The organism is Pseudomonas beijingensis (assembly GCF_030687295.1).
Taxonomy (GTDB): domain Bacteria; phylum Pseudomonadota; class Gammaproteobacteria; order Pseudomonadales; family Pseudomonadaceae; genus Aquipseudomonas; species Aquipseudomonas beijingensis.
In genome coordinates this window covers 2,747,604-2,772,414 of sequence record NZ_CP117425.1, presented here as the reverse complement: position 1 = coordinate 2,772,414, position 24,811 = coordinate 2,747,604, and the positions used below count along the sequence as shown (strand labels likewise).

21 protein-coding genes and 6 pseudogenes are annotated in these 24,811 nt (G+C 60.7%); all 27 read right to left on the bottom strand.

What is annotated here, in order from left to right; translation table 11 throughout:
* Positions 1–299: 299 nt before the first annotated feature.
* Positions 300–983, bottom strand: a complete 684-nt coding sequence (locus PSH84_RS12580; protein WP_305470250.1) for a hypothetical protein — start codon at positions 981–983, stop codon at positions 300–302.
* 176 nt (positions 984–1,159) lie between these two features.
* The gene (gene flhB / locus PSH84_RS12575; RefSeq protein WP_122569003.1) at positions 1,160–2,296 is read right to left on the bottom strand and encodes a flagellar biosynthesis protein FlhB; all 1,137 of its coding nucleotides are present in this window, start codon (positions 2,294–2,296) and stop codon (positions 1,160–1,162) included.
* A 3-nt stretch (positions 2,297–2,299) separates the two neighbouring features.
* Positions 2,300–3,082 (bottom strand): flagellar biosynthetic protein FliR, encoded by a 783-nt coding sequence (gene fliR, locus PSH84_RS12570; protein WP_122569004.1) that lies wholly within the window; start codon positions 3,080–3,082, stop codon positions 2,300–2,302.
* A 4-nt stretch (positions 3,083–3,086) separates the two neighbouring features.
* On the bottom strand, positions 3,087–3,356 hold the full coding sequence (gene fliQ, locus PSH84_RS12565) for a flagellar biosynthesis protein FliQ (RefSeq protein ID WP_038858957.1): 270 nt from the start codon (positions 3,354–3,356) through the stop codon (positions 3,087–3,089).
* Between the two features lie 23 nt (positions 3,357–3,379).
* Positions 3,380–4,131 (bottom strand): annotated as a pseudogene (fliP, locus tag PSH84_RS12560) (flagellar type III secretion system pore protein FliP).
* Positions 4,131–4,570, bottom strand: a pseudogene (gene fliO / locus PSH84_RS12555) (flagellar biosynthetic protein FliO). Before fliO ends, fliP begins: the two co-directional pseudogenes overlap by 1 nt.
* Complete coding sequence (fliN, locus tag PSH84_RS12550; RefSeq protein WP_053120289.1) at positions 4,571–5,029, bottom strand: flagellar motor switch protein FliN; 459 nt, start codon at positions 5,027–5,029, stop codon at positions 4,571–4,573.
* 70 nt (positions 5,030–5,099) lie between these two features.
* The gene (gene fliM, locus PSH84_RS12545) at positions 5,100–6,068 is read right to left on the bottom strand and encodes a flagellar motor switch protein FliM (RefSeq protein WP_122569006.1); all 969 of its coding nucleotides are present in this window, start codon (positions 6,066–6,068) and stop codon (positions 5,100–5,102) included.
* Positions 6,069–6,077: 9 nt separating this feature from the next.
* Entirely contained in the window at positions 6,078–6,581 is a 504-nt protein-coding gene (gene fliL / locus PSH84_RS12540) for a flagellar basal body-associated protein FliL (protein WP_060738644.1), read from the bottom strand.
* Positions 6,582–6,812: 231 nt separating this feature from the next.
* The gene (locus PSH84_RS12535; protein WP_305470247.1) at positions 6,813–8,183 is read right to left on the bottom strand and encodes a flagellar hook-length control protein FliK; all 1,371 of its coding nucleotides are present in this window, start codon (positions 8,181–8,183) and stop codon (positions 6,813–6,815) included.
* A gap of 87 nt (positions 8,184–8,270) precedes the next feature.
* On the bottom strand, positions 8,271–8,615 hold the full coding sequence (locus PSH84_RS12530; RefSeq protein ID WP_003199096.1) for an Hpt domain-containing protein: 345 nt from the start codon (positions 8,613–8,615) through the stop codon (positions 8,271–8,273).
* A 31-nt stretch (positions 8,616–8,646) separates the two neighbouring features.
* Positions 8,647–10,354: pseudogene (locus PSH84_RS12525) on the bottom strand (ATP-binding SpoIIE family protein phosphatase).
* A gap of 5 nt (positions 10,355–10,359) precedes the next feature.
* Complete coding sequence (locus PSH84_RS12520) at positions 10,360–10,665, bottom strand: STAS domain-containing protein (RefSeq protein WP_058543552.1); 306 nt, start codon at positions 10,663–10,665, stop codon at positions 10,360–10,362.
* A 102-nt stretch (positions 10,666–10,767) separates the two neighbouring features.
* Positions 10,768–11,218: pseudogene (gene fliJ, locus PSH84_RS12515) on the bottom strand (flagellar export protein FliJ).
* A 6-nt stretch (positions 11,219–11,224) separates the two neighbouring features.
* Positions 11,225–12,584, bottom strand: a pseudogene (gene fliI, locus PSH84_RS12510) (flagellar protein export ATPase FliI).
* Positions 12,574–13,434 (bottom strand): flagellar assembly protein FliH, encoded by an 861-nt coding sequence (gene fliH, locus PSH84_RS12505; RefSeq protein ID WP_122569009.1) that lies wholly within the window; start codon positions 13,432–13,434, stop codon positions 12,574–12,576. Before fliH ends, fliI begins: the two are co-directional and overlap by 11 nt.
* 7 nt (positions 13,435–13,441) lie before the next feature.
* A pseudogene (fliG, locus tag PSH84_RS12500) lies at positions 13,442–14,463 on the bottom strand (flagellar motor switch protein FliG).
* Entirely contained in the window at positions 14,456–16,240 is a 1,785-nt protein-coding gene (gene fliF, locus PSH84_RS12495) for a flagellar basal-body MS-ring/collar protein FliF (protein WP_122569010.1), read from the bottom strand. The pseudogene fliG and the gene fliF overlap by 8 nt, the downstream one beginning before the upstream one ends.
* A 15-nt stretch (positions 16,241–16,255) precedes the next feature.
* Positions 16,256–16,582 (bottom strand): flagellar hook-basal body complex protein FliE, encoded by a 327-nt coding sequence (gene fliE, locus PSH84_RS12490; RefSeq protein ID WP_003199082.1) that lies wholly within the window; start codon positions 16,580–16,582, stop codon positions 16,256–16,258.
* Positions 16,583–16,807: 225 nt separating this feature from the next.
* Positions 16,808–18,202: a sigma-54-dependent response regulator transcription factor FleR gene (gene fleR, locus PSH84_RS12485; protein WP_305483018.1), complete on the bottom strand. Its 1,395-nt coding sequence runs from the start codon at positions 18,200–18,202 to the stop codon at positions 16,808–16,810.
* Between the two features lie 5 nt (positions 18,203–18,207).
* Complete coding sequence (locus PSH84_RS12480) at positions 18,208–19,416, bottom strand: sensor histidine kinase (RefSeq protein WP_305470241.1); 1,209 nt, start codon at positions 19,414–19,416, stop codon at positions 18,208–18,210.
* 110 nt (positions 19,417–19,526) lie between these two features.
* Positions 19,527–21,002: a sigma-54 dependent transcriptional regulator gene (locus PSH84_RS12475; RefSeq protein ID WP_003199076.1), complete on the bottom strand. Its 1,476-nt coding sequence runs from the start codon at positions 21,000–21,002 to the stop codon at positions 19,527–19,529.
* A gap of 168 nt (positions 21,003–21,170) precedes the next feature.
* On the bottom strand, positions 21,171–21,467 hold the full coding sequence (locus tag PSH84_RS12470; RefSeq protein WP_014337157.1) for a hypothetical protein: 297 nt from the start codon (positions 21,465–21,467) through the stop codon (positions 21,171–21,173).
* A gap of 11 nt (positions 21,468–21,478) precedes the next feature.
* Complete coding sequence (gene fliS / locus PSH84_RS12465; protein ID WP_122569014.1) at positions 21,479–21,874, bottom strand: flagellar export chaperone FliS; 396 nt, start codon at positions 21,872–21,874, stop codon at positions 21,479–21,481.
* 134 nt (positions 21,875–22,008) lie between these two features.
* Entirely contained in the window at positions 22,009–23,439 is a 1,431-nt protein-coding gene (fliD, locus tag PSH84_RS12460; RefSeq protein WP_305470239.1) for a flagellar filament capping protein FliD, read from the bottom strand.
* 82 nt (positions 23,440–23,521) lie between these two features.
* Positions 23,522–23,887 (bottom strand): flagellar protein FlaG, encoded by a 366-nt coding sequence (locus PSH84_RS12455; RefSeq protein WP_305470237.1) that lies wholly within the window; start codon positions 23,885–23,887, stop codon positions 23,522–23,524.
* A 72-nt stretch (positions 23,888–23,959) separates the two neighbouring features.
* A complete protein-coding gene (locus tag PSH84_RS12450; RefSeq protein WP_122569017.1) occupies positions 23,960–24,808 on the bottom strand; it encodes a flagellin domain-containing protein in 849 nt (282 codons plus the stop codon).
* Between the last annotated feature and the right edge of the window lie 3 nt (positions 24,809–24,811).

Genomic DNA, 24,811 nt, shown 5'->3' with positions numbered 1-24,811 from the left:
CATCAGACACACCGCAGCCCCTGTGTTATGGCGGTCGCTGCGCAACCGAGCGGGAGCAAGCTCCCTCGCCACGGGGCCTGTCGCTTTCCAGGTAAACCTAACAGTTCTGCTAGTTTCCCCCTGCATCCGAACTTCGATAATCCCACGGAACCTCACCCGAACGAGGCCAATACCTGGGCCACGGCCAGGTACAGACCTTCGGGGATTTTCTGGTCGAGTAGTAAACCGATCGCGTCTGCGCCGCGGATTCGAGCAGCGCCACCTCATTAGCATTCATTCGGCTCGACGCACCCGGTGACTCACTCCGCTGTCAGTATCTGCTCCGATGTGATCGGGCCGAAAGCCAATTTCCAGCCCTTGACGTAACGCGTCCCCCTGTACATTTGCACACCCTCCACTTCAAGCTGTTCCTGGCTGGCGTACATGAACGCCACCTTCGAATCCGGCGCCTTGATGTCGGGCAACGAGGCTTCGGAGAGGCTGACCTCGTGGCTCTCCATCACAGTGAGTGCCCATTGAAACCGGATGAGCGGAAGATCCGCAATCGTGATGAGCCGCTTGGGATCTTCCCAGCGAAAATAGCTGCGCGCCTCAAGTCTCAATTTCCCGTCAAGGGGCTGGAAAATCGGCTTGTGATAACGCCGCTCCAGGCCCCCACTCGACCACCCATCGAAATAACTGTCAGACCGGGTGAAGATACGGAACAGCGCCTCGTTGCTATCGATCCTGCCAGCCTGGCCAGCGAAGTAATCGAAGGAAGTGTGATAGGCCAGGCCGTCCAACTCAGGCCGAATGGCATTGGTCGCAACCTCCAGGTAATTCGGCACGTACTTGTTCGCCGCGTCTTTGAAGCGCGCAAACTCAAGCATCAGATCAAACGTGAACGCACAAGCGATGGCCCGTTCGCCGACATTGGCCTCGACCGCTCCCGACACAAAGTTCAGTTCCATGCCTCCAAGCTTTTTGTATTCGCGAATTGTCATGTCATGCCCCTGGGTTGAGTGAGCCTCCAGGAGCATTACATTGATAGGGGAAACGGCTGTCTACTGTCAGGTCTGACAGGTACAGGGGCTACTAGGCGCTCGTTACAAGCCGGGATGCAGCCTTCGGCCCGCCCCACCAGCGACATCAACGCCAGTGCTCTCTACGCCAGACTGACTCAGGAATCACGCCGCAAATCCGGCGGAATCGGCAGATCCTTGAGCGGTTCGGGGCGTTTGCCCTTGCCGGCGCGGTGCTGGCGGATCTGGTAGACGTAGGCCAATACCTGGGCCACGGCCAGGTACAGGCCGCCAGGGATTTCCTGGTCGAGTTCGGTGGAGTAGTAAATCGATCGCGCCAGTGCCGGGGACTCGAGCAGCATCACCTCGTTGGCCACGGCGATTTCACGGATCTTCAGTGCCAGGAAGTCACTGCCCTTGGCCAGCAACACCGGCGCGTTGCCTTTTTCGGGGTCGTACTTGAGGGCGACGGCGTAGTGGGTCGGGTTGGTGATGACCACATCGGCGTCGGGGATCGCCGCCATCATCCGCCGCTGGGAGACCTCGCGCTGCAATTGACGAATGCGCTGCTTGACCTCCGGCTTACCCTCCGCGTCCTTGTGCTCGTCGCGCACTTCCTGCTTGGTCATCAGCAGTTTCTGCTTGCTTTGATACAGCTGGATCGGCACGTCGATGGCGGCAATCAGGATCAGGCCGCAAGCCATCCACAACGTACTCCAGCCCACCAACTGCACGCTGTGGATAATCGCCTGCTCCAGCGGTTCGTGAGCAATGCGCAGCAAATCGTCGATATCGGCCTGCAGCACCGTCAGCGCGACGAACAAAACCAGCAGGAATTTCCCAAACGCCTTGAGCAACTCCATCAGCGCCGTGGTGGAAAACATGCGCTTGATCCCGGCGGCCGGGTTCATCCGGCTGAATTTGGGGGCCAGGCTACCGGCGGCGAACAACCAGCCACCCAGGGAAATCGGCCCGATCACGGCGGCCAACAGCAAGCAGATCAGAACAGGCTGCACCGCCAGGATCGCAATCTTGCCCGAGTGCAGCAAATGCTGGGACATGGATCCCGGAGAGAGCAGCACCTCACGGGGCAGGGAGAAATTCAGGCGCATGATCTCCAGCAGGTCCAGGGCCAAGCCGCCGCCATAAATCAGCAACCCGCCCGCCCCGGCCAGCATCACCGCCAGCGTGTTGAGCTCCTTGGAGCGGGCGATCTCGCCCTTTTCCCGGGATTCGCGCAGGCGCTTTTCCGTGGGGTCTTCTGTCTTGTCCTGACCACTCTCGCTCTCGGCCATGGTTCAGCGCGCCTGTGCCATGTCGCGTAAAAGCTGCAAGGCCTGGGTGGCCAGCGGCTGATATTGATTGAGGATATCCCCCAGGCTGACCCAGAAAATCACCATGCCCAGCACGAGGGTCAGCGGGAAGCCAATGGAGAAAATATTCAATTGCGGCGCCGCACGGGTCATCACGCCAAACGCGATGTTGACCACCAGTAACGCGGTGATCGCCGGCAATACCAGCACCATCGCCGCACCCAGGACCCAACCGAGCTTGCCGGCGATTTCCCAGAAATGATTGATCAGGAACGCACTGCCCACCGGCATGGTGGTAAAGCTCTCGGTCAAGACCTCGAACACCACCAGATGCCCATTCATTGCGAGGAACAACAGGGTCACCAGCATCGTCAGGAACTGACCGATCACCGCCGTCGTCACGCCGTTGGTGGGGTCGACCATGGACGCGAAGGCCATGCCCATCTGGATCGAAATGATTTGCCCGGCCACCACGAATGCCTGGAAGAACAACTGCAGCGAGAACCCCATCAAGACACCGATGAGAATTTGCTCGGCCACCAACATCAGTGCGCTGAGGTCCAGGGCATTGACCGGCGGCATCGGTGGAAGTCCGGGCGCGATAACCACCGTGATCGCCAGGGCGAAATACAAGCGAACACGCCGCGGCACCAGGGTCGTGCCGAAGATCGGCATGCTCATCAGCACCGCGGTGACGCGAAACAGTGGCAGGACGAACGATGCCACCCAGGAACTGATCTGGGTGTCCGTCAGCGCGAGCATCGACATCAGGTCAGCCGATCAACTGCGGAATACTGCCGTACAGCTGCAGGATGTATTCCATGAAGGTTTGTACCATCCAGGGGCCGGCGACGATCAGCGTCACCAGCATCACCAGCAGGCGCGGCAGGAAGCTCAAGGTCTGTTCGTTGATCTGGGTCGCGGCCTGGAACATCGCCACCAGCAACCCCACCAACAGACTGGGGATCACCAGGATGGCAACCATCATGGTCGTCAGCCAGAGCGCTTCACGGAACAGGTCTACCGCTACTTCAGGCGTCATATCGCCCTCTCCGCACAAAAGGCCTAAACACCGCCGAAACTGCCCGCCAGGGTACCAATGATCAGCGCCCAGCCATCCACCAGCACAAACAGCATGATCTTGAACGGCAGGGAAATGATCAGCGGCGAGAGCATCATCATACCCATGGCCATCAGCACGCTGGCGACCACCAGGTCAATGATCAGGAACGGGATGAAAATCATGAAACCGATCTGGAACGCGGTTTTCAGCTCGGACGTCACGAACGCCGGCACCAGGATGGTCAGCGGCGCCTGGTCGGCGCTGGGGATGTCGGTGCGCTTGGACAGGCGCATGAACAGCTCCAGGTCACTGCTGCGGGTCTGGGCCAGCATGAAATCCTTGATCGGCACCTCAGCCTTGGCCACAGCATCCTGCGCAGTAATTTTTTCTGCCAGGTAGGGTTGCAGCGCATCCTGGTTCACCCGGTCAAACACCGGCGCCATGATGAACATGGTCAAGAACAGCGCCATGCCGGTGAGGATCTCTGGTTCGAGGGGGTCTGTTGCAGGCCCAGGGCCTGGCGCAGAATCGAAAAGACAATGATGATCCGGGTGAAACTGGTCATCAACATGACGAACGCCGGGATGAAACTCAGCGCGGTCATGATCAGCAGGATCTGCAGGCTGACCGAGTATTCCTGGGCCCCTTCGGCATTGGTCCCCAGGGTGATCGCCGGAATCGACAGCGGGTCGGCGGCGAACGCCAACGGTGCGGCCAGCATCAGGGCCAATGCCAACAGAATGCGCAACGGCATTACTTTTTATCCTTCTGGTCTCTTTCCCCAGCAGCTCCATGAGGCGCTGGGCAAATTCGGGGCTGGCCGGCTCGGTGGAGGGTACCTGCACCGGCTCCTTGAGGACGTGCAAGGCGGTGATGGTGCCCGGGCTCAGGCCCAGCAGGATCTGCTCGTTGCCGACCTGCACCAGCACCAGCCGGTCACGCGGCCCGAGCGCGCGGGAGCCGACGATGTCGATGACCTGGCCCTTGCCGCTCGGCCCCGCCTGTTGCACACGGCGCAACAACCAGGCGAGAAAGAAGATCAAGCCCAGCACCAGCAGCAAGCCGAGCACCAGTTGCGCCAGTTGCCCGGCGATCCCACTGCCTGCCGCCGGCGCAACGGCCGCCGTGGCAACCGGTTCGGCCGCCAGCACGCTCAATGGCAGCATCAACGCTGCGGCGAAGAAACCTTTCACTCAGCGCAGCTTCTTGATGCGTTCGCTCGGACTGATCACGTCCGTCAGGCGAATGCCGAACTTCTCGTTGACCACCACCACTTCGCCATGGGCGATCAAGGTGCCGTTGACCAGCACGTCGAGCGGTTCGCCGGCCAGGCGGTCCAACTCGATCACCGAGCCCTGGTTGAGCTGCAGCAGGTTGCGGATGTTGATATCGGTGCTGCCCACTTCCATGGAGATCGATACCGGGATATCGAGGATCACATCCAGGTTCGGCCCATCCAGTGTGACCTGTTCATTGCTCTTGGGCACGCTGCCGAATTCTTCCATCGGCAGGCGGTTGGAGCCGTGATTACCGCTATCGGCGGCCAGCAAGGCATCGATGTCAGCCTGCCCGGCGTCGCCGGTTTCTTCCAGGGCCGCAGCCCATTCGTCGGCCAGCGCCTGGTCATCCTGGGTGTTCATATCGTTAGCCATCATTTGTCCTCGGCGGGCAAAAATCAGTAAAAAACCTAAATCCGTTACAAACTTAAGAAGTTGACACCGCTCAGCGGCGTTCGATCGGCTCGATCACCTGCAACGCCAGGTTGCCTTTGTGAGAGCCCATCTTGACCTTGAAGGCCGGCACGCCATTGGCGCGCATGATCATGTCGTCGGGCATCTCCACCGGAATGATGTCTCCCGGCTGCATGTGCAGGATGTCCCGCAGACGCAGTTGACGCCGGGCGACCGTCGCGCCGATCGGCACGTCGACGTCGAGCACGTCCTGGCGCAACGCGTTGATCCAGCGCTCGTCCTGGTCGTCGAGGTCCGACTGGAAACCGGCGTCGAGCATTTCGCGCACCGGCTCGATCATCGAATACGGCATGGTCACGTGCAGGTCGCCGCCACCACCATCGAGTTCGATGTGGAAGGTCGAGACCACGATGGCTTCGCTCGGCCCGACGATGTTGGCCATGGCCGGGTTCACTTCCGAGTTGATGTACTCGAAGTTCACTTCCATGATCGCCTGCCAGGCTTCCTTCAAATCGATGAAGGCCTGTTCCAGCACCATGCGCACCACTCGCAGCTCGGTCGGGGTGAATTCACGACCCTCGATCTTGGCGTGACGACCGTCGCCACCGAAAAAGTTGTCCACCAGCTTGAACACCAGCTTGGCGTCGAGGATGAACAACGCGGTGCCGCGCAACGGCTTGATCTTCACCAGGTTGAGGCTGGTGGGCACGTACAACGAATGCACGTACTCGCCGAACTTCATCACCTGCACACCACCGACGGCCACGTCGGCCGAGCGGCGCAGCATGTTGAACATGCTGATGCGGGTGTACCGGGCGAAACGCTCGTTGATCATTTCCAGGGTCGGCATGCGTCCGCGAACGATGCGATCCTGGCTGGTCAGGTCGTAGCTTTTGACGCTGCCCGGTTCAGCAACGTTTTCGGTCTGTACCAGACCGTCGTCGACACCATGCAACAGCGCGTCGATTTCATCCTGGGACAGCAGGTCCTGCACGGCCATGTCGTGTTCCTACTGCAATACGAAGTTAGTGAAGAGCAACTGTTCGATCACCACTTTGCCGAGCTCTTTCTGAGCCACTTCCTGCACGCTGGCCGTGGCTTTCTGGCGCAGCATTTCCTGGCCGACGGGCGTGGCCAGGGTGTCGAAACTCTGTCCGGAAAACAGCATCACCAGGTTATTGCGGATCAGCGGCATGTGCACCCGCAGCGCTTCCAGGTCAGCCTGGTTACGCCCTTGCAACGTAATGCTGACCTGCATGTAGCGTTGACGACCGTTCACGGTGTAGTTGGCCACGAAGGCCGGGGCCATCGGTTCGAAAATCGCCGGTTGCTTGCCCACCGGCGCAGCCTCGACCGCCACTGCCGGCTTGCTCTGAGCGCTGTGCATGAAATACCAGGTCGCCCCCACGGACACACCGATCGCCAGGAGCAGACCCACAACGATCATGATGATCAGCTTGAGTTTGCCTTTGGTTGCAGGGTCTTTTACAGCTGCTGCTTCGCTCTTCGCCATGCCAATAATCCGTCACTAATCGGGGTTTTCACTGTTGCACGGCAAGGCTGGAGCAAGTGTTATGCCAGAAGTGTCGGTACTGAGGATGGCGGGCACATGCGATCTTCAGTTCCCATAAAACCAATATGGGAGCGAGCTTGCTCGCGATAGCGGTGGCTCAGTCCCTGCGAGGGTGACTGATAGTCCGCTATCGCGAGCAAGCTCGCTCCCACAGGGGAGAACGTCGCTGGATCAGGCGTAGTAGTCGACCGCGCTGGTGCCAATGACGCTGGTCGTGGTGGCGGCCACGTCAGCGATGCTGGCCGGGCCAGCGTCATCCGCTGCATCCGCTCGTCCGCCAGATGCCGTGGTACGCCCGGCCCGGGCCTGTTGCTGGGCTTGCTGCTCCTGGTTCTGCGAACCCCGGGATTGATCCGACACGCTGACGTCGACCTGGCCCATGCCCTGCTGGGTAAAACTCTCCCGCAAGCGATGCAATTGGCCTTCGAGGGCTTCGCGAACGCCGGAGTGGGCGCTCATGAACGTGACCTGGGTCTGCTGGTCCGGAACCATGTTCACCCGGATATCCAGGCGCCCGAGTTCGGCGGGTTGCAACTGAATGTCAGCCGCCTTGAGATTGACGCTGGACAGGTACATCACCCGGTTGACCACCTCTTCGGTCCAACCGCTCTGATTCATCGCGATAGGTTGGTTGACCGGCACCGCGTTGGCGGTTTTAGGTGTAGCGGCCTGAGTCAGCGCGGCCAGGCGGTTGGCGAAATCATCCACGCGGGTGTCGCTGGACGCGGCGCCCAGGTCCTTGAGGCCCTCGCTGATCAAGCCGCCGAAGGCCTTGTCGCCGCCCTGGCTGCCGGACTCGGTACTGTTCTGATCGGCTTGCACGCTGAGCATGCTCGCCATGCCGGCGGCAAAGGTCTGCGCCGACGTCGGCTCACCGTCGAGGGACGCTGGGGCAGCGCTCTTGGGTTGCGCCTGGCTGGTCGCGGAAACATGGCCGCCCTGCTCCATCGCCAAGCGCAAGGCGGGCAACGCGTCGAGTGGGTCGGCTTGTGGGTCGAAGGCTGGATCGATTACCGGGACCGCTGGCTGGGCCGGCGCGGCCAATGGGACAGCCGGCGCCGCGACTGCCGTAGCGACCTGGGCCTCTGTCGTGACCACCAAGGGAGCAGGCTCCGCCGGGGCTGTCGCGACGGGCACCGTCATCTCCGGCAGCAAGCCTGGGTCCAGGCTCGGATCGACCGGAACGGCATCCGCCACCGGTGTTTCAGCCGAGTCGGCGCTGGCATCGCTGGCGGCCTTGTCGTCGCTGCTGGCCGGTTTGTTCGCGGGCAAGGGTTTGCCGCTATCGGCAACCGTCGGCTCCGGGGCGGCAGGAGTTTCGTTGCCGGTGTCTTTTTTGACGGTATTATCGGCGGCTTTGTCGCGTGCCGATTTAACCGTAGGCTCCGGGGCCGCCGCTTGGGCAGGCGCCTGCTTGGCGAAGACTTGAGCGAAGCTGGAGGCTCTACCCCCGAGGTCCGGGGCCGCTGCCGGTGAATTGACGGCGGCCTGGGGCTTGGCCTGGACAGAGGCCTGCAGCAGTGAATTAGGGGTAACGGGCATAAAAAGGTCTCCGCTGCACTGAAATCATAGGTACAGTCGAGACTAGGCAATGCAAGGCACGGGCCAACGTTGTCCGGCCGTCAAATTTCAGCAGTGGAAACCTTCACGCTCTTCCCGGCAAAGCTTGCGGACATGGGCGAATTCACTGTCGATTTCGTTGACCAGCTTCTCGATACCACCCAATGACGGCTGCTTGGCACGTTGTTCCAGTTCGCCGCACAACTCGGCCAGGCGGATGGCGCCCATGTTGCTGCTGCTGCCCTTGAAGCTGTGGGCGGTGGCGCTCAATTTTTCAGCGTCCCGTGCCTCATGCAGCACGCGCAGGCGAGCCTCGGAGTCGTTGAGAAACGTATCCAGCAACTCCAGATACCCCTCCTCCATGACTTCCTTCAACGTGCTGAGCACGTCGCGGTCCAGATGAATCTCGTTCACTTGTTCGCTCCCTGATCAAGAATGGCCCCAATTATGCCAGAGCCTCCCAGAAAAACTCCACGCGCGCACTACGACCATCGTCTGACCAACTGGCCTGGTGACTCAACTGGCGTACCAGGCTCACGCCGCGCCCCGACAACCGATCACTGTCCACCGGTCGCGCCAGCACCCGGGCGACATCGAACCCCTCGCCACTGTCTTCGACCTCGATGGCCAGGCGACCGCCCTCGCCGTTTGGCGTAACGTGCAAGTGCACCCGCACGTAACCGTCGCTCAGTTCATCCAGGCGCGTATTGCGCTCCCTATAGTAGCGGGCAAAACCCGTCGCATCACGCTTGAGGCTCGAGTCGAGCCCGAGCACCCCCGTGATCCAGGGCATTGGAATAGAGCTCCGACATGACACTATAAAGGGCGCCACTCTGCGCCCTGAGCCCATGCACCTCAAGCAGCAACTGCAACAGATAGGGCATCGGGTTGAAGCGCTTGAGCGTCTGCGCCCGGAACTCGAAGCTCACCGACCAGTCCAGCGGACTGGACTGCCCGCTATCGGAATAGACCGGTGGAGGCGGATTGAGTTGCGTCGGTGCGACCAGTCGCAACTCAACCATGCTGAAGTCATCCCGCGACTCACCGCCAAAGTCTCGCAGGGCCTGCTGGATGTCCTCAAAAAGACAGTCAGGTTCACGGTTGGCCGAAAATACCTGTTGCAACCGCTCCACGCCAAACGGTTGATCATCGCGATCACTGGTTTCTATTACGCCATCGGACAACAGAAACACCCGGTCCCCCAGGGACATCGGATGCACTTCGGTACGGTCATCGAACAAGTGCGGCGTGAGCACGCCCAACGGCAGGTGCCGCGCCGGTAATGGCGTACGTTCGCCGCTGAGGCTGTCATGCAGGTAACCATCGGGCATGCCGCCATTCCAGATCTCCACCGTGCAACGCTGGAAACTGAGGCACAACAGCGTCGCACAACAAAACATATCCACCGGCAGGATGCGCTTGAGCTTGGCGTTCATCTCCCGAAGGATCTGCGCCAGGCCGTAGCCTTTGGCCGTCATGACATAAAACACCTCCGCCAGCGGCATCGCGCCGACCGCCGCCGGCAAACCGTGCCCGGTGAAGTCCCCCAGCAGGACGTGCATGTCGCCGGCCGGGTTGAACGCGGCCAGCAGCAAGTCGCCGTTGAACAAGGCATAGGGCGATTGCAGGTAGCGGATGTTTGGCGCACTCAGGCAGCCGGAGTGGGCGATCTTGTCGAACACGGCCTTGGCGACCCGTTGTTCGTTGAGTAGATAGTCATGGTGCCGGGCGATCTGATCACGCTGCTCCACCACCGTGGCCTGCAACCGGCGCAAGCGGTCCATGGCCTTGATCTTGGCTGCCAGGATTACCTGGTTATAGGGCTTGGCCAGAAAGTCGTCGCCGCCCGCTTCCAGGCAACGCGCCAGGGCTTCGCTCTCAGTCAGCGAGGTGAGGAAAATGATCGGGACCAATTGATCCCCAGCCAGCTGCTTGATTCGCTGCGCGGCTTCGAAGCCGTCCATCACCGGCATCATCGCGTCCATCAGCACCAGATGCGGACGCTGTTCCAGATAGGCCTCGACCGCTTCTGCGCCATCAGCCGCCGTGAGCACATGGTGACCCTGGCGGCGGACAATGGTCGACAACAGCAGTCGATCAGCGGCACTGTCTTCGGCAATCAGGACCGTCAGTGGCTCCGACGACGATTGCATGGCGATCAACTGATGTCGAACAGCTTGTCGAAATTGGAGATCGCAAGGATTTTCTTGACGTCGGAGCTGCTGTTGACGACCCGGATGTCCGACGCGTCGCCACCGGCATGATCGCGCAACAGCAAGAGCATGCCCAAGGCGGAACTGTCGAGATAAGTGGCTTCTTTCAAATCCACCACGATGGAGTCAGGTTTCTTGTTGAGCCGCTCATAGGACTCACGAAACTCCTGATGCCGCCCGAAATCGAATCGACCTTTGATCGAAATCGTCAGCTTATGCCCATCGGGGGATACTTCGGTAACGACTGACATGATCGGCTTCCTTGTCATGGACATACGTGTACAAGGTGTAGCATCTGGTAAAGGTCTGAGCAAGGTTTTGCATCGCTCATCCGACAAAATCCTCGTTTCGCATCAATAGGGATTCTGCCGCGGCAGGCGCTGGGACAATTCATCGAGCAGTTTCTGTTCGCGCTTGTCTTCCAGCTGCCGCGCCTCGTCGATATAGCGCTGCACCAGTTTGCGCAGCCCTTCAACCCGCGCAAACGCCTCTTGCCAGCTCTGGCGAGCTTTCTCCAGATTGTTCTGGTGCCAGACCAGGCTCTGGCGCTGCTGGTCGATGGCGGTGCCCAGTTGTGCCAGGAACCCCTGGTAACCCAGCAACCATTGCCCGGATACCCCGTGGCTGCCGCGGGCAATCCACTGCTCCTGGTATTCAAGTCGAAAGTTTTCAAGGTCCGCCAGCTTGCTCTCGGCAACGGCCACTTGCCCCTGAAAATACGCCAGTCGCTGGACGGCGGTCTTCTCGGCCTTTTCCGCCATGTCCACCACAGGGGGCCAGGCGCGCCGCACGACTCGTGGCCATGGCCGGTTACGTGCCTGAGACCGGAGCGAAAATAGTCTGCAGGTGCGCTTCGCTGGCGCCCATGCCGATGTTGTCGTTCAGGCTCTGGCGCAGGTAAACGGCCATGGCCGGGTAAAGGCTGATAGCGGTGTCGGTCTCGCGGTCACCGCCGGGCACATAGGCACCGACGCTGATCAGGTCACGGCTTTGCTGGTAGCGCGACCAGTACTGTTTGAACTGCTGGGCCCGCTTCATGTGTTCAGCACTGATCACCGACGGCATGACCCGGCTGATGGACGCCTCGATGTCGATGGCCGGGGTAATGCCCTTCTTCAGCCAGGCGCCTGGATAGCACGATGTGGCCGTCGAGTACCCCCCGGGCCGAGTCGGCGATAGGGTCTTGCTGGTCATCGCCTTCGGACAGCACGGTATAGAACGCGGTGATCGAACCGCCGCCCTTTTCCGCATTGCCGGCGCGCTCGACCAGTTTCGGCAACTTGGCGAAGACCGAAGGCGGATAACCCTTGGTGGCCGGCGGTTCGCCGATGGCCAGGGCGATTTCCCGCTGGGCCTGGGCGAAACGGGTCAGCGAGTCCATCAACAGCAGGACATTCTTGCCCTTGTCGCGGAAATACTCGGCGATGCGCGTGCAATACATGGCCGCTCGTAAACGCATCAATGGCGCATCGTCCGCCGGCGAAGCCACCACCACCGAGCGCTTGAGCCCTTCCTCGCCGAGGATGTGCTCGATAAATTCCTTCACCTCACGACCCCGTTCACCGATCAGCCCCACCACGATGATGTCGGCTTCGGTGAAGCGGGTCATCATGCCCAGCAGCACACTCTTACCCACGCCGGTACCGGCAAACAGGCCCAGGCGCTGGCCGCGACCGACCGTCAACAAACCGTTGATGCAACGGATGCCCACGTCCAGCGGCACGCTGATGGGGTCACGCTTGAGGGGGTTGATCGTCGGGCCGTCCATCGGCACCCAATCTTCGGCCTTCATGCCGCCCTTGCCGTCCAAGGCCCGTCCGGCCCCGTCCAGCACGCGCCCGAGCATGCTCATGCCCATGGGCAGGCGGCCGTTATCGGCCAGGGGAACCACGCGCGCGCCGGGGGCGATACCGGCGACGCTGCCCACCGGCATCAAGAAGACCTTGCTGCCGGAGAAGCCCATGACTTCGGCTTCGACCTGCACCGGGTGGTAGCTGTCGTCGTTGATCACCATGCAGCGACTGCCCATGGCGGCACGCAGGCCCTCGGCTTCGAGGGTCAGGCCGACCATGCGCAGCAGGCGGCCTTCCAGGATCGGTTGGCCGGCCAGCTCACTGGCCTCGGCGTAGCTGCCCAGGCGCTTGCCGAAGCTGGTTCGCTCAAGGCGCATCGCGGCTGTCCAACGCAGAAGCATCCAGTACAGAAGCGTCCAATTCAGGCACCTCCACCTCCCCATCGGCCGGCGCGGTATCAGCACCGACCAGGGGCTCGTCCGGCAACTCCAGGCTCAGGTCGGCGGCGGCCGGGTGCAGGGCCTGTTCGTGCAGTTGGTCGAACAACTTGGCCATGATCTGGCTGATACGGGTTTCAACGGTGGCATCGATGCGGCTGTGTTCGGTTTCCACACGGCAACCGCCTGGCAGCAGCGCCGCGTCCTCGACGATGCGCCAGGTTTCTTCATGGCGCTCGCGCAGGGCCTTGACCAGTTCGAAGTCCTGGGGATTGATGTACAACCGCACGTTGCCCACGCCCAACGGCAATAACTTGAGCGCTTCACGCATGACGTGTTCGATCTGGCTCGAATCGATGGCCAGTTCGCGCTGGATCACTTGTTTGGCGATGTGTTGCACCAGGCCCACCAGGGCTTTCTCGATCTGGGTGTCCTGTTCGGCGATGGGGTCGAACAGGTTGAGCATCAGCGATTCCAACGCACGGAGCTTGGCCGTCAGCGCCACATCGGCTTCCTGGCGGACTTTGAGCGTGGTGCTGTGGAAGCCTTCCTTTTCACCCACGGCAAAGCCTTCGTTATAGGCTTCCTGGCGAATGCTCTCGACTTCCTCGAGGGTCAGTGGCTGGACTTCTTCCAGCGGCACTTCCTCCATTTCCGGCAGCTCTTCCACCGGCTCCGGCTCAGGCTCGGGCACGTGGGGGTCAAAGCTGGGCAGCGACCAGACGTCGAAACCTCCGACGTCTCGGCCGCGGATCAGGTCGCTGGGTGCTTCATCACTCTTGGCAGACATAACGACCTTAGATCATCTCTTCGCCGCCCTTGCCACCGAGAACGATCTCCCCGGCTTCGGCCATGCGGCGGGCGATGGTGAGGATTTCCTTCTGTGCGGTTTCCACGTCGCTGACGCGCACCGGGCCCCTTGGCCTCGAGGTCGTCGCGCAACAGTTCGGCCGCCCGTTTGGACATGTTCTTGAAGATCTTTTTCCTTGACGCCTTCGTCCGAGCCCTTGAGGGCCAGTACCAGCACGTCGGACGACACTTCGCGCAACAGGGCCTGGATACCACGATCGTCGACATCGGACAGGTTGTTGAACACGAACATGAGGTCTTCGATCTGACCGGACAGGTCTTCGTCGAATTCGCGGATCGAGTCCATCAACTGACCTTCGATCGAACTGTCGAGGAAGTTCATGATGTCCGCCGCGCGCTTGATGCCACCCAGGGTGGTGCGCGAGGCATTGGAGTTGCCCGAGAACTGCTTCTCGAGAATCTGGTTCAATTCTTTCAGGGCCGCCGGCTGCACGGTGTTGAGCGAAGACACGCGCAGGATGATGTCCAGGCGCACCTTGTGGTCGAAGTTACCCAGCACTTCACCGGCTTGGTCCGGGTCGAGGTAAGCCACGACGATCGCCTGGATCTGCGGGTGCTCGTAACGGATCACGTCGGCAACGGCCCGTGGCTCCATCCACTTGAGGCTGTCCAGGCCGCTGGTATTGCCGCCCAGCAGGATCCGGTCGATGAGACCGTTGGCCTTGTCCTCGCCCAGGGCCTGGGTGAGCATCTTGCGCACGTAGTCGTCGGAACCGACGCCCAGGCTGGTCTGATCGCCGACGATGTCGACGAACTCGCTCATCACCTGCTCGACTTGCTCACGGTGCACGTTGCCCATTTGTGCCATGGCCACGCCCACGCGCTGGACCTCCTTGGGCCCCATGTGGCGCAGCACTTGGGCGGCGTCGGTCGAACCCAGGGACAGCAGCAGGATCGCGGCTTTGTCGACCCGCGACAATTTGGCAACAGCGGCTCGATTATCACTCATCTGCGTTAATCCACTCTTTCACGACCTGGGCCACACGACCCGGGTCTTCTGCCACCAGACTCTTGATGGCGTTCAACTGAGCGTCATAGCCTTCGCTCGGGCTTGGCAGCAGAATGCTCTGCGGCCCGCCGAGGCTGACGCGATCGTTGGCCAATTCGCCATCCAGGCCGCCCATGCCGCCCAGCTCGACATCACCGAAACCTGCCAACTGCTTGTTCTTGCCGCCACCGGTGATGTTGTTGAGCACCGGACGCAGCACGCCAAACACCAGTACCAGGATAAACAGCACACCCAGTACTTGCTTGACCACATCCCAGAACCAGGGTTGCGAATAAAACGGAATATCGGCGACCACTTCACCGCGCTCCAGGGAGAACGGCACGTTGATCACGCTGACGCTGTCGCCGCGGCTGGCGTCGAAACCGACGGCGTCCTGCACCAGGCGAGTGAAGCGCGCCAATTCGTCGGCGCTCCAGGGCGCACGGCTGGTTTCGCCGTTGGCCGGGTTGACCTTGACCTGATCGTCCACCACCACCGCGACCGACAGGCGATTCAAACGGCCCTGCTGTTGCTTGGTGTGGCTGATGGAACGGTCGAGCTCGAAGTTCTTGGTCGACTGCTGACGCTTGTCGGCCGGGTACGGCGCCAACATCGGCTGGCCAGTGGCCGGGTCCATGATCTGCTGGCCGTTGGCATCAATCAGCGGCTGGCCTGGCTGCACCATGCCGGCGGCTGCCGTGGCGCCACCGGTGGTTTGCGGTGCGCTGGCCGGCGAAGGCGGCTGGTTGCTCAGGGCTCCCGGTACGCCTTGGGGGCCATTGCTGGCGGTACGCTGCTCAGTCACCGACTGTTCGCTGCGCAGCGCCGGTTGGTCCGGGTTGAACTGCTCGGAAGTGGACTCGACAGCGCTGAAGTCGACATCGGCCGAGACTTCGGCTTTATAGCGATCATTACCCAGGATCGGTTGCAGGATGTTGTGCACCCGCTGGGTCAGCATGCCTTCCATGCGACGGCTGTAATCGAACTGCTTGCCGGCCATGGTCAGTGCGGAGTTTTCCGCCTGGTCGGACAGCAGGTTGCCTTTCTGGTCGACCACGGTGATCTGCGACTTGCTCAGCTCGGGCACGCTGGTCGCCACCAGATTGACGATGGCCACGACCTGGCCTGGCTCCAGGGAGCGGCCCGAATACAGCTCGACCAATACCGAAGCACTGGGCTTGCGCTCATCGCGCACGAACACCGAACTTTTCGGAATCGCCAGGTGCACACGGGCGCCCTTGACGTTGTTCAGGCTGGAAATGGTCCGCGCCAGCTCACCTTCCAGGCCGCGACGATAACGGGTCGCTTCCATGAACTGGCTGGTGCCCAGGCCCTGGTCCTTGTCGAGGATCTCGAAACCGATATTGCCATCGGTGGGCGTCACGCCGGCGGCGGCGAGCTTGAGGCGCGCACGAGCGACGTCATCGGCCTTGACCAGCAAGGCGCCGGAATTGGGTTCGACGGTGTAAGGAATGTCGGCGGAAGCCAGGGTCTCCATGACTTGCTTGGCGTCCATGCCAGCCAGGCTGCCGTACAACGGACGGTAGTCTGGCTGCTGGGACCACAGCACCACGGCAAAACCAATCGCCACGCTGGCAGCCAGACCGACCAACAGGCCGACCTGACGCAGCATGGTCATCTCGGAGAGATTTTCCAGGAAGGACAGGCCGAACAACGGCGGTTTGCCGTCTACCGGAGTGGCCTTGGCTGGAACGTTATCAACGGCTGCTTCTGCCATGACTCAATAATTTCCTTAAACCGGCATCTGCATGATGTCTTGGTAGGCTTGAACCAGCTTGTTGCGAACCTGGGTCAACGCCTGAAACGAGACACTGGCTTTCTGCGAGGAGATCATTACATCCGTCAGGTCGACGCCACTTTTGCCAATCTCGAAAGCACTGGCCAACTGGTTAGACGCCTGCTGGGTATCGTTCACTTTATTGACGGCCTGACCGAGCATGTCGGAAAAGCTGCTGCCACCCACCTGGGGGACCGCGACCGATTTAGGCTGGGCCATGGCGTCCATTTGCATGGCCCGCATGTCCAACATCAACCGATTAAATTCAATACCTTGGCTCATGGTCTACTCTCTCTGGCGGCCCGCATTTTTTTGACACTTACTCAGCGGGTATTCAGGTATTAGCAACAAGGGTGCCAGCTCCATGGCGACAGAAAACAATTGCGCGCACCAACCCATCATGTGGGAGCGAGCTTGCTCGCGATGACTCAGTCACATCCGACATCAATGCGACTGATCGACCGCTATCGCGAGCAAGCTCGCTCCCACAGGGGTTTTGGTGCTGCTTCAACTGGCGAACAGATAGGCCTCGACATCCATGCCAGCGTCGCGCATTTGCGCCAACTTGTAGCGCAGGGTGCGCGGGCTGATCCCCAGGCGTTCGGCCGCCTCCTTGCGACGACCGCGTTCGGCGCGCAGGGTGTCGATGATCATCTGGAACTCGCGGCGCCGCAGGTCATCGCCCAAGGCGCCGGCCGACTCGCCCCCGACGTCCGTCGGCAGTGCGGGGGTTGCGGTCGGTGCCGGTGCCAACGCGGGCAATGGCGCGCAGGCCACCGGGCCGGCCAGGCAGAAATCCTCCGGCTGGATCAAGCCGCCCTGCTGCAGGATCAAGGCCCGCTGAATGGCGTTATCCAGCTCTCGGACATTGCCCGGCCACGGGTAGGCAACCAGACAGGCCCGGGCCTCGGCTGAAAGCCGGGCCGCCGCGTGCTTCATTTTATTGACGTGTTTGTTCAGCAGGCGTTCGGCCAGCGGCAGGATATCGGCGGTGCGCTCTCGCAACGGACGCCAGGCCAGCGGGAATACCGACAGACGGTAATAGAGGTCTTCACGGAAACGCCCCGCCGCCACCTCGCCGGCCAGGTCGCGGTTGGTGGTCGCCACCACGCGAATGTCCAGGCTGATGGGCTTGCGCGCACCGACCCGCTCCACTTCCCGCTCCTGCAATACCCGCAACAGCTTGGCCTGCAGGCCCAAAGGCATTTCGGAAATTTCATCGAGCAGGATCGTGCCACCGTCGGCCTGCTCGAACTTGCCGGCCTGGGCCGCGATGGCGCCGGTGAACGAACCCTTTTCGTGGCCGAACAGTGTCGCCTCGAGCATGTTGTCGGGAATCGCCGCGCAATTGATGGCAATGAACGGCTCCCCGGCACGCCGGGATTGTTGATGGATGTAGCGGGCCAGCACTTCCTTGCCCGTTCCGGACTCGCCGGAAATCAACACAGTTGAATCACTGCGAGCAACCCGTGCGGCCAATTCCAGCAGTTGCGCACTGGCCGGCTCGATAGCCACCGGGCCTTCGCCCTCGACCGCGAGACTGCCCAAGGCATGACGCGCGACCAGGTCCAGCAGTGCTTTGGGCTCGAACGGCTTGACCAGGTAATCCGCAGCGCCCTGGCGCATGGCGTCCACCGCTCGCTCGACGGCGCCGTGGGCGGTCATCAGCAAGACCGGCAGTTGCGGCTGGCGGGCACGCAACAGGCCGAGCAATTGATGGCCGTCCATGCCCGGCATGTTGACGTCACTGACCACCAGGTTGAACGCTTCCCGGCCCACCGCCACCAGCGCTTCTTCCGCCGAACCGACGGCGACGTAATCGTGCCCGGCCAACACCAGCGTATCGGCCAGCGCCTCGCGCAGGGCCCGATCATCCTCAACCAGCAACACCTTGATCGCCATTACTTTCACTCCACCCCTGGCGCGCTGGAAAACAACGGCAAGCACACCGTTGCGCAGGTGCCACGGCCCAGCCGCGAGCGCAATTGCAATTCTCCCTGGTGGGCACGGGCCACGGCCTTGACCACGGTCAGGCCCAGGCCCGTGCCGGTGGTCTTGGTGGTAAAGAACGGCTCGCCCAGGCGCGCCAGCACGGCCGGTTCGATACCGCTGCCGTTGTCGCTGACCGACAGGCGCAAGGTGTTGTTGCGTGTGTACAAGTGCACTTTCAGCCGGACGTCGCCGCCGCCGGCCTGGATCGCGTTTTCGATGAGGTTCAACACCGCGCCCACCAAGGTGTCGCGGTTGCACAACACTTCACCGACGTGGCTGTCGCACTGCCAGCGGATCGGCAATCCCTGCACATGGGTCAACGCCGCGGCCTGCAGCGATTGCAGCAAGGCCTTGGGACTGACACGGTCGGTCAACGGCAGCTCGCCGCGCGCGAACACCAGCATGTCGCGCACCTGGTGCTCCAGTTCGTGCAGGCGCTCTTTCAAGCGTCCGGCGAAACGTTGCTGGGTTTCCATCGGCAATTGCTGCTCGGTCAGATGACTGGCATAGAGCAGCGCGGCGGAAAGCGGCGTGCGAATCTGGTGGGCCAGCGAGGCCACCATCCGCCCCAGGGAAGACAGGCGCTCGTGGCGAGCCAACTGGTCTTGCAGGTGACGGGTTTCAGTCAAGTCATTGAGCAGTACCAACTGCCCAGGCTCGGCATCCAGCGAGCGTGTCGAGATGGACAGGCGCCGACCGTCCTTGAGGGACACTTCATGGCCGTCGTCTTCCCGGGGCGCAAAGCAGCGGGCGATGACGTGCCGCCACAGCTCGCCCTCCAATGGCAGGCCGAGCAACTCACAGGCCGCCGGGTTGGCTTCGCGCACACGGCCATGGGCGTCGATGACGATTACGCCACCGGGCAACAGGTCGAGAAGATTTTGCAGGCGATTAGCCAGGCGTTCCTTTTCCGCCAGCTCCTGCATACGCTGGGCGCTGACCACGGCCAACTCGCCCTTGAGTTCGGTGACCCGGGCTTCGAGCAGGCTGTAGGAATCAGTCAGTTGGCTGGACATCTGGCTGAACAGCGAAAATGCCTGCTCAAGTCCAAGCCGGCTTGCCTGTTCGGCGGACGGCATGTGTCCCGCTTCGGGGACAGGAGACATCTGGGCGGCTTGGGTCATCGTGCTCTCTCGCTTGGCTGACCGTCAGTTAAACGGAACGTTGCGAGGGCTATAGCAATACCCGTGCCGAAAAAAAACCGCCTGAAAATCAGGCGGTTGGAAAACAGGCGTCAATCATCCGCCTGCTCATCTCCTTCGCGACGGCTCATGCCGTACTTGCGCATCTTCTCCACCAGGGTGGTACGACGGATGCGCAGGCGCTCTGCCGCGCGGGCCACGATGCCATTGGCATCGTCCAAGGCCTGTTGGATCAGCCCTTGTTCCAGGCCTCCCAGATAATCCTTGAGGTCCAGGCCTTCAGGCGGCAACAAGGCATTGGCAGTGAAGTCCGGCGTGTGGCCGTTGATTGCCACCCGCTCCTCCAGGTCGCTGCGCAGGCTGTCGACCATTTGCTCGTCTTCGTCGTCGACGTAGCGGAATTTCTTCGGCAGCTCGTTAACGCCGATCACGCCGTACGGGTGCATGATCGCCATGCGCTCCACCAGGTTGGCCAGCTCCCGGACGTTGCCCGGCCAGCCATGGCGGCACAGGGACATGATCGCCGCCGAGTTGAAGCGGATCGAACCGCGCTTTTCGTGCTCCATGCGCGAGATCAGCTCGTTCATCAGCAGCGGGATGTCTTCGACACGCTCACGCAGTGGCGCCATTTCGATCGGGAAAACATTGAGGCGGTAATAGAGGTCTTCGCGGAAACTGCCGACCTCGATCATGCTCTCGAGATTCTTGTGCGTGGCGGCAATGATGCGCACATCGACGCTTTGGGTCTTGTTGCTGCCCACGCGCTCGAAGGTGCGCTCCTGCAGGACCCGCAACAGCTTGACCTGCATCGGCAGCGGCATGTCGCCGATCTCGTCGAGAAACAGCGTACCGCCGTTGGCCAGCTCGAAACGCCCGGCGCGGCTGGTGATCGCGCCGGTGAAGGCGCCCTTCTCATGGCCAAACAGTTCGCTTTCCAGCAACTCGGCCGGGATCGCGCCGCAGTTGACCGGCACGAACGGCGCTTCGCGGCGCTTGGAGTGGTAATGCAGGTTGCGCGCGACCACTTCCTTGCCGGTGCCTGACTCGCCCAGGATCAGCACGCTGGCGTCGGTATCGGCGACCTGCTGCATCATCTGGCGCACGTGCTGGATCGCCCGGCTGGTGCCGACGAGACTGCGGAACAGGTTGGGCTCGCGATGCCTGCCGCGCTCGCGGGCCTGATCGTACATCTCGCGATAAACCTGCGCGCGGTGCAGCGAATCGAGCAGCTTGCTGTAGCTGGGCGGCATTTCGAGCGTGGAAAGTACTCGGCGGCGCTGGTCTTCAGGCAAGTCAAGGGAAGAATTTTCGCCCATTAACAAAACCGGAAGGAACTCATCCCAGGTTGAGAGTGTCTTTAGCAAGCCCAAAAGCGTTGCGGGAGCATTTACGGTCCCGATAAGGACACAGATGACTTCACGACTGGACGACAATGAGCCGACAGCCTGCTGCCAATCATGGCTTCCGCAGGGTAAATTTTCTTCGCCAAGAAAATTCAGGATCACCGCCAGGTCGCGGCGGCGGACGCTATCGTCATCGATCAGGAGAATTTTGGTTTCACGCCACATGCAATAGCAACTTCCCTAGTCAACCCAATGCCCGAAATAGGGGGCAAGCTAGACGCTTGCAGACTTGTCATGCCTGTAGACGCCTTAAATCTGTAAACAGCTACTAGTTAAGTCAAAAAACCGTGCACAGTCAAATTTATGGCGCAACGGGCTCGGATTAACTGAGCATTAACCGAACAGATGGTAAACCTTTGCAGCGTTCTGTGCTTGATGGATCTGTTGCATCTCGTCGACGATCGCCTGTCGCTCTCCTGTCGCCGCCTCCAGCAATTGCCGATACACCCCCAGCAATTCCTCAAGATTAATCCGCAACGCCGCCTCGTCCACCTGAGACTCGCTCAGCACGTCTTCCATGCAGGAACGGCAAGCCAGATCCAACTGACCGATCGCCTCCCAGTTTCGCTCGGCCAGGGCATCAACCAAGGCATCACGGGTTTGTTCGATTCGCTGCAGGACAAGACTCATGAGAGCACTCCTTAAAATTGCGGACCAGGCACGGCAATGGCATCCCAGCCTTCCTTGACCGTGCGAAGCAGATCGGCGACTTCGTCGAGGATCTTCGGATCGGCCTTGACGTTGGCTTCGGCCAGACGTTTCATCATGTAAGCGTAGAGAGCATCCAATTCAGCGACCGACTCGGCCTGGTTTTCCAGATCCAGGCCTTCACGCAAACCACCGACGATGCCGATGGCCTTGCTGATCAGAATGCCTCTGTTTGCAATATCCTTGCGCTCCAGCGCGCCCTTGGCCTGGGCGATACGGTCCAGCCCGCCTTCCATGAGCATCTGCACAAGACGATGGGGACTGGCTTCGGAGGTTTGCGCCTGGGCGCCAATCTTCTGGTATTGGCGAAGGGCCAACATCGGATTCATGTTCTACCTCATCAAAAAATCTTCGGTTCGTATAAACAGCGTATCGACGCCGCGTCAAAAAACTTTAGGTCGGAAAGCCGAAAGCCCGGAACGTTGTCAAAACGTTGCCGGGCTTTTTTTGCATCGGTGAAAAATCAGCTGTTTCTCTGTTGCGCAGTCATTGCCTCGAACATCGAGGTAATGTTGCTCGCAGTGGCCTTCAACTTGCCGACCAAGGTGTCCATATCGTTGTACTTTTTAGTCAGCACAGCGGTCAGGGTCACGACCCGACGATCCAGAGCCTCCTGATCGTTCTTCAGGCGGGTCTGGGTCCTGGTCAGCGTCGTGGTCCGCTGATCGAGGATCCCCCCCCTCTCGCTGAAGGGTTCGATCGCCTTGCTCATGCGCTCCAGCAGGCCGTTGGTGCCCGTGAACAACGTCTGGACTTCACCGCTGAGCTTTTTATCGCTCATCGCTGCGCTGAATTTGACGCCATCGAAGTTCAACGCACCCGTCTTTTGATCGGTGGTAACACCCAACTGGGCCAGCGACGTCAGCGCGTCGCCAGCGCCGGTTTCAGACAAGGGCGTTCGAATCGTCGCCAGCAGCGAGCGAGGCAACGCGTCACCGGTCAATTTTGCCGGCACCGTCAGCTTCCCATCACTGTCGAGCGATGGCTTGGTCAGCGCGGTGATGCTATTGGCGATCGCGTTATAGGCATCGACGAACTTCTGGATCGAGGCTTTCAGGCCATCGTTGTTCGGCGCCACGGTAACGGTTGAAGTGCCGCCATCTGCTACTCCGAGCAAATTCAACGTCAACCCGGAAATTGCCGTGCTCACCGTATTGCTCTTGCTGGTCAGCACCATGCCGTCGACGGTGAAGTTGGCATCCTTGGCCAAGGCACTGATGGCGCCCGCCGACGTGGCCGTCAGCGGGGTATTGTCGGCACCCACAACGTTCGTGCCATCGATCTCCAGCCCCGCGATGCCGCTCACCGAGATGTCGGAACCTGCGCCGGTCGTGGTTGAACCCAGCACCAGGCGCGAACCGAAAGAGTCGGTGATGATGTTCGCACTGACACCGGCCGCCTTGAGCGAAGAGTCGGCGTTGATCGCGTCACGAACCGATTGCAAGGTGGAACCATCCGGCACATTGAGGTTGTAGTTGACCCCCTTCTGCGAGATGGTCATCGTACCCGATGGGATGGCACTGGTCGTACCACCAGCGAAGGCCGCCGAAGTGACCTTGGACGCAGTGGCCAGGTTGGTGACTTTGATCGCGTAAGTGCCATTCACCGCCGAGTTGCTGGCGGTAGCCGTGAGAACGCCGGGCGCTGAAGATGTCGCAGCAAAACCCGAGAATTGCGGGGTCGTTGTGCTGGCCAAGTCCTTCATGGCGGTATTGAAGGCTGCCAACAACGACTTCAGGGTTCCGACCCCGGAGATACTGTTGGTAGTCGTCGTCGTCGCTCGGGTGATCTGACCTTGCTTGGCAGCCTTGTCGGAATCGACCAGTGCCTTGACGATTGCACCGGTATCAAGGCCGGAGCCTAGACCCAAGCCAGGTAGAATTGGACTTGCCATGTGGGACTCCCTTCAGTGTGTCGCCGGCCTTTTGGCCTTTACAACGCCCAAAAGAACATAACAACAAAATTCGTGCCAGTTGTCAGGCTTCGGCGCTGAACAACAAGCTGTTTGCATCATTCAAACTGTTGGCCAGTTTCAGAACTTCTTCGTTCGGGATCTGGCGAATCACTTCACCGGAACCACTGGCAATCACTTTGACCACTACTTTGCCTGAAGGCTCGTCAATAGAGAACTCCAGGTTGCGCTTGACCGACTGGACGAACTTCTCGATTTCCTGAACGGCCTTCTTGAGTTTGTCCTGCTCGGCAGCTGCGTCTTTAGGAACTTCTTTAACCGGTGCCACGGTAGTGGCTTCGGCTGGAGGCTTCTCCACGGGCTTGTCGACCACCGTGGGTGCCGGCTTCGCCGCTGGATAAGACAAGTTCAGCTTCACGCTCATATCCATGTCCATCACCTCTTGAACGGAAAAAGCGAGAGAGCACGCAAGCGCACTCCCCCGCTAAAACTCATCCGGCTATTACTGAAGCAGCTTCAGTACAGCAGATGGCAGTTGGTTGGCCTGGGCCAGAACCGAAGTAGACGCTTGCTGCAGAGTCTGCTGCTTGGTCAGTTGTGCAGTTTCAGCAGCGAAGTCGGTATCTTGTACGCGACCCAGTGCAGCACTGGCGTTTTCGTTGATGTTCTGCAGGTTGGAGATGGTGCTGGCGAAACGGTTTTGTGCAGCACCGAGGTCGGCACGGGCACTGTTGATGGTGTCGATCGCGCTGGTGATTGCGTCCATGGCGGCCGAGAAGTTGGTTTCAGCAACAGCGCTGTCGGAACCAACGATAGTGATTGCCGAGTCAACACCCAGGCTTGCAGCGTCGAAGCTGGCGCTCAAAGTCAGAGAGATCTGGTTGTCAGCACCGGTGTTCGAACCGACCTGGAAGGTCATGGTGCTGGCGGTACCGTCGAGCAGGTTCTTGCCGTTCAGGTTGGTGCTGTTGGCGATACGGGTCAGTTCGTCGCTCATCTGCGAGAACTCTTTGTTCAGAGCGACACGGTCATCTGCGCTGTTGCTGTCGTTACGGGCCTGGATGGCCAGTTCACGCATACGTTGCAGAATGTTGGTCTGCTCCTGCATCGCGCCTTCAGCGGTCTGCGCCATGGAGATACCGTCGTTGGCGTTCTTGATCGCCATGGTCTGACCGCGGATTTGCGAGGTCATACGAGTAGCGATCTGCAGGCCGGCGGCGTCGTCTTTGGCGCTGTTGATTTTCAGGCCGGAAGACAGGCGGGTCATCGAAGTAGAGAGAGCGTCGGAAGCACGGTTGAGGTTCTTCTGAACGTTCAGCGAAGTGGTGTTGGTGTTTACTGTTAAAGCCATGAC

Bases quoted from the DNA above. Each gene is read 5' to 3' on its own strand.
- PSH84_RS12580 (WP_305470250.1), bottom strand. From the start codon at position 983: ATGACAATTCGCGAATACAAAAAGCTTGGAGGCATGGAACTGAACTTT.
- flhB (WP_122569003.1), bottom strand. From the start codon at position 2,296: ATGGCCGAGAGCGAGAGTGGTCAGGACAAGACAGAAGACCCCACGGAA.
- fliR (WP_122569004.1), bottom strand. From the start codon at position 3,082: ATGTCGATGCTCGCGCTGACGGACACCCAGATCAGTTCCTGGGTGGCA.
- fliQ (WP_038858957.1), bottom strand. From the start codon at position 3,356: ATGACGCCTGAAGTAGCGGTAGACCTGTTCCGTGAAGCGCTCTGGCTG.
- fliN (WP_053120289.1), bottom strand. From the start codon at position 5,029: ATGGCTAACGATATGAACACCCAGGATGACCAGGCGCTGGCCGACGAA.
- fliM (WP_122569006.1), bottom strand. From the start codon at position 6,068: ATGGCCGTGCAGGACCTGCTGTCCCAGGATGAAATCGACGCGCTGTTG.
- fliL (WP_060738644.1), bottom strand. From the start codon at position 6,581: ATGGCGAAGAGCGAAGCAGCAGCTGTAAAAGACCCTGCAACCAAAGGC.
- PSH84_RS12535 (WP_305470247.1), bottom strand. From the start codon at position 8,183: ATGCCCGTTACCCCTAATTCACTGCTGCAGGCCTCTGTCCAGGCCAAG.
- PSH84_RS12520 (WP_058543552.1), bottom strand. From the start codon at position 10,665: ATGTCAGTCGTTACCGAAGTATCCCCCGATGGGCATAAGCTGACGATT.
- fliH (WP_122569009.1), bottom strand. From the start codon at position 13,434: ATGTCTGCCAAGAGTGATGAAGCACCCAGCGACCTGATCCGCGGCCGA.
- fliF (WP_122569010.1), bottom strand. From the start codon at position 16,240: ATGGCAGAAGCAGCCGTTGATAACGTTCCAGCCAAGGCCACTCCGGTA.
- fliE (WP_003199082.1), bottom strand. From the start codon at position 16,582: ATGAGCCAAGGTATTGAATTTAATCGGTTGATGTTGGACATGCGGGCC.
- fleR (WP_305483018.1), bottom strand. From the start codon at position 18,202: ATGGCGATCAAGGTGTTGCTGGTTGAGGATGATCGGGCCCTGCGCGAG.
- PSH84_RS12480 (WP_305470241.1), bottom strand. From the start codon at position 19,416: ATGACCCAAGCCGCCCAGATGTCTCCTGTCCCCGAAGCGGGACACATG.
- PSH84_RS12475 (WP_003199076.1), bottom strand. From the start codon at position 21,002: ATGTGGCGTGAAACCAAAATTCTCCTGATCGATGACGATAGCGTCCGC.
- PSH84_RS12470 (WP_014337157.1), bottom strand. From the start codon at position 21,467: ATGAGTCTTGTCCTGCAGCGAATCGAACAAACCCGTGATGCCTTGGTT.
- fliS (WP_122569014.1), bottom strand. From the start codon at position 21,874: ATGAATCCGATGTTGGCCCTTCGCCAATACCAGAAGATTGGCGCCCAG.
- fliD (WP_305470239.1), bottom strand. From the start codon at position 23,439: ATGGCAAGTCCAATTCTACCTGGCTTGGGTCTAGGCTCCGGCCTTGAT.
- PSH84_RS12455 (WP_305470237.1), bottom strand. From the start codon at position 23,887: ATGGATATGAGCGTGAAGCTGAACTTGTCTTATCCAGCGGCGAAGCCG.
- PSH84_RS12450 (WP_122569017.1), bottom strand. From the start codon at position 24,808: ATGGCTTTAACAGTAAACACCAACACCACTTCGCTGAACGTTCAGAAG.